We start from the raw sequence: 3,536 nt of genomic DNA, 5'->3' as shown, positions 1-3,536 counted from the left end.
TATCGTTTTCATTAGCCTTCAAGATAGATTTTACAATATATGGGGTGCTGTTGCCATTAACGTAATCTGCCCGTTAGTGTAATGAAGCAGCCGATCATTATGGGCGGCTGCTTCCGTGTTTTTATTGAACTATCGTTACCCGTTAGCTTAAGAATTGATTACTCATTCGTGTCGTTTGAGTTTGATATGAACACCATTGTGGTTATAACTGTGCATGGCTGGTGATAAGTCGTCTGTAGGTTGTGTTAACTCTGTGAATCTCTCCTCAGGAATTATATATCTCTCTATTCAGATTCACAATGTCTTGGTGCGAATATCCGCCAGTAGCCGCCGTTAGCTTCTTTATCACTTTATCCCGTAGGAATGGGGCTTTTTCTTTATTTGCTTTTTTTATTGCTTCGGTTAGTTCCTCTATGGTTAGTTCTGTGCAGTATGCAGGAGTACCTGGCTGTTGCCTCCATGAATCATTTAATGAACCACTATCTACTGTATCGAAACCTAGCTCGTTTGCTATATCCATCATTATTTGTTTATGCGCTAGGTTATCACCAGCAATCGCAATGGCAATGCGTCCACTAGTACCTTCTGAAGTTCCTTTATATTCTAACGTATAGGCTAATAAATTGTTGAAAGCTTTAGTGATTGGTCTACCTAATTGATTTGAAACCCAAACACTTTCAACCAACCCGTTCTCAATTTCTTCAATTTTGTTGTCTCTAAAAGGATAATAATTTGAGGTGTCTACAATGACCACTTCCTCCCCAACTTTATCCATAAAGTTGCGAATGCTTGGCAGTGCGTGCAAAGGTATAGATATGATTAGAACATCGATATTTGTAATGACTTCTTCTACACTCACAGGTGTTCCCGAAAGTTTTTTTCCTTCTAGCCGTTCAATTCCGCGAGCATCTGCAACTTTGACATCATGTCCATTCTCAACTAATTTTTTTGAAATATTTGAACCGATTGGACCTGCACCTATAATTCCAAATCTCATTTTCATTTCTCATACCATCCTATTCTAAATGTTATTTTACTTCGGCGATCAACTGGTCGGCTGCCGTCGTGTTAATGCATCGAACTAATTGCCTCGCGATAAGGATAATGCAATGTCTGGTTCCCGCTTTCGATATAACAAGGCTTCCTTGTGAAGACGGCTATTATTCAATGTACGTCTTTAGAAAAATATTCTCCTCTGAAATGAAGCAAATGCGTTTTAGCCATACTGCTATCGTTGTTTCGGCTGGACACATCGCTTTCAGACGTATCAAGAAGATAGAGAGAATTTTTATATTCCAAGTCAGCTGTTAAATATTTCAATTAAAGTCTTGCATTAAAGCATCAACCACTTCTTTTACAGTTCTGATTTCTTTAATTGGCGTAATTCCAGTACCTACAGAAATATAGCCATCATCTGTATTGCCTTCTAGCATGCCGATACGCATTCCAATTGATCCAACCATCATTTTTGCTATTTCTTCACGACTAACACCTTGTTTATCCATTTCGACTAGTTTATTTGCTAATTTAGTAGGTAGAGACCGATAGTATGCTGGTAAAGTACGGAACATTAGTAAATCTTCTGCTGTAGCATCTACAATCATTTGTTTCACGTTTTCTGCTGCTGGATTTTCTTTTGTTGGAATAAAGACACTACCAGCAAAAACACCTTCAGCGCCTAAAGCAAATGCGGCACGCACTCCTCTAACGTCTCCAATACCACCAGCTGCCATTACGGGAGTATTTATAGCATCTACAATCATTGGAACAATCGAAAATGTTCCAATGACTCGTTCAGGAACAGTACCACCTTCATCAAATCCAGTCGCTACATAAACATCTATTCCAAATTCTTCTGCAGCTTTTGCATTTTCAATAGTAGGAGTAAGGGGTCTATAAACAATTTTAATATTGTTTTCTTTTAATGGTTTAAAGATTCTTTCATCCAGTATATCGTTAACAAGAACAACTGGAACTTTCTCGTCAATAACTGTTTCTAAAATTGGCCATGTGTAATTTAGATCACGATTTACGATCACAGTTATTCCAAATGGCTTATTACTTAACGATTTTGTTTTTTGTATTTCAGTTCTCATTCTTTCCGCACTTATTTCGGGTGAACGAGTTATATCAACCTGGCCGGCACTTGGACCTAGAAATCCTAATCCACCAGCATTACTTACCGCTGCAACAAATTCGGCATTAGTAATCCAAGACATCGGGGCCTGTATAATCGGTTTTTCTATATTTAATATTTCGCATATTCTATTATTCATTTTAGGCCTCTCCTATATTAATTATTTAAATAATTTAGCCTTCCGTATTGTTAAGGAACTCCTATATTCTCGCGCAGTGTTTTTCCTTCATATTCCTTGTGGAACAAACCTCGGTCCTGCAAAACTGGGACAATCAGTTCCAAAAAATGGGCATAGGCTATTTCTGGATCAATCGAGCCGTCGCATGCATCGACCAAAAACGGTATTTCCAAGAAGTTAGCAACTTGTACGGGGGTACCTGCCACTACTGGATGATAATTAATGACTCCGTGAGCAAGAACGTCTCGAATGGAAAGCCCTTGTCTCAGCCGCTGTAATTAATTCACATTTATTTAGCATGCTAAATATAAATGCAAGAGATAACTTATAATAAGTTACTCTCCATTTGCTTCAAAAGCCGCCTTAATAATAAGCGCTCTTCCGGTAATATGGAATGCAGTAATTTTTCTTGCTGCTGTTTCCATTTGAATTCAACCGGTTTTTCTAATTCTTTGCCTTTATCGGTAAGGAAGATTCGCATAACCCTTGCATCATCTTGATCGCGTTTACGGTATATAAATCCGTTTTGCTCTAGGGATTTAACCATATTTGTTACCGTAGGCGGCTCGCATTTTAGGTGTTCACACAGTTGCATTTGTGTTACCCCATCACCTAACCACAAACGGTAAAGTAAATGCTCTTGGCCAACGTAAAGATTAAGTTCCCGTAGAGACTCGCTATAATCTCGACGCATTTGGGAGGAAATCCTATCCAACGACTGGCGAATATCGCAGTCTACCTTATCTGTCATTAATATTTCACCTCAGTAGTCACGAATAATATTTAGCTTACTAAAGATATCATGATGAAATTCTTGTGTCAACAGAGCTCAATTACCGTTAATTCAATAAGAGGCTATTGGCCTTCAAAAAATATTGTCCTAGCCGATATTCTTCGCATAACTGAGCATAAATCTGATGCCCTTTAAGTAACTCAGAATCTATTTTGTGTTACATCGACTGCAGATATTCCACACGATTCGCCACGCTATCCTGCCCGTTAGCTTAATAAGAAGAACAAGCCACCGTAGCGCCTGCTCATCATGTATTCACTTCCCCTTTTGTTACTAGCAGCTGTCTTCACTTGCTTAGTGACTAAAAAATACCCCTTCTAACGAAAAGTATTATATAAAACCAGAATGGTAAGCACGTTGCTAGGAGGGAGAAATTTATGACTATCCAACTCGCTGAATGTATTAATCACTCAGCTCAAAATAATCCC

The 3,536-nt window shown here is 38.5% G+C and carries 3 protein-coding genes; all 3 read right to left on the bottom strand.

Annotated elements, in window-relative coordinates; translation table 11 throughout:
* Positions 1–265 precede the first annotated feature (265 nt).
* The 3 genes from HI950_RS35260 to HI950_RS35250 all read right to left on the bottom strand — a co-directional run bounded on the left by HI950_RS35260 (position 266) and on the right by HI950_RS35250 (position 3,066).
* Complete coding sequence (locus tag HI950_RS35260) at positions 266–997, bottom strand: NADPH-dependent F420 reductase (protein WP_169091739.1); 732 nt, start codon at positions 995–997, stop codon at positions 266–268.
* Positions 998–1,316: 319 nt separating this feature from the next.
* On the bottom strand, positions 1,317–2,276 hold the full coding sequence (locus HI950_RS35255; protein WP_169091737.1) for an NAD(P)H-dependent flavin oxidoreductase: 960 nt from the start codon (positions 2,274–2,276) through the stop codon (positions 1,317–1,319).
* Between the two features lie 364 nt (positions 2,277–2,640).
* The gene (locus HI950_RS35250; protein WP_029195041.1) at positions 2,641–3,066 is read right to left on the bottom strand and encodes a MarR family winged helix-turn-helix transcriptional regulator; all 426 of its coding nucleotides are present in this window, start codon (positions 3,064–3,066) and stop codon (positions 2,641–2,643) included.
* Between the last annotated feature and the right edge of the window lie 470 nt (positions 3,067–3,536).

Origin of the sequence: Paenibacillus sp. PL91 (assembly GCF_012935325.2) — a bacterium.
Taxonomy (GTDB): domain Bacteria; phylum Bacillota; class Bacilli; order Paenibacillales; family Paenibacillaceae; genus Pristimantibacillus.
This window is presented reverse-complemented; position numbering and strand designations above follow the sequence as displayed.

Bases quoted from the DNA above. Each gene is read 5' to 3' on its own strand.
- HI950_RS35260 (WP_169091739.1), bottom strand. From the start codon at position 997: ATGAGATTTGGAATTATAGGTGCAGGTCCAATCGGTTCAAATATTTCA.
- HI950_RS35255 (WP_169091737.1), bottom strand. From the start codon at position 2,276: ATGAATAATAGAATATGCGAAATATTAAATATAGAAAAACCGATTATA.
- HI950_RS35250 (WP_029195041.1), bottom strand. From the start codon at position 3,066: ATGACAGATAAGGTAGACTGCGATATTCGCCAGTCGTTGGATAGGATT.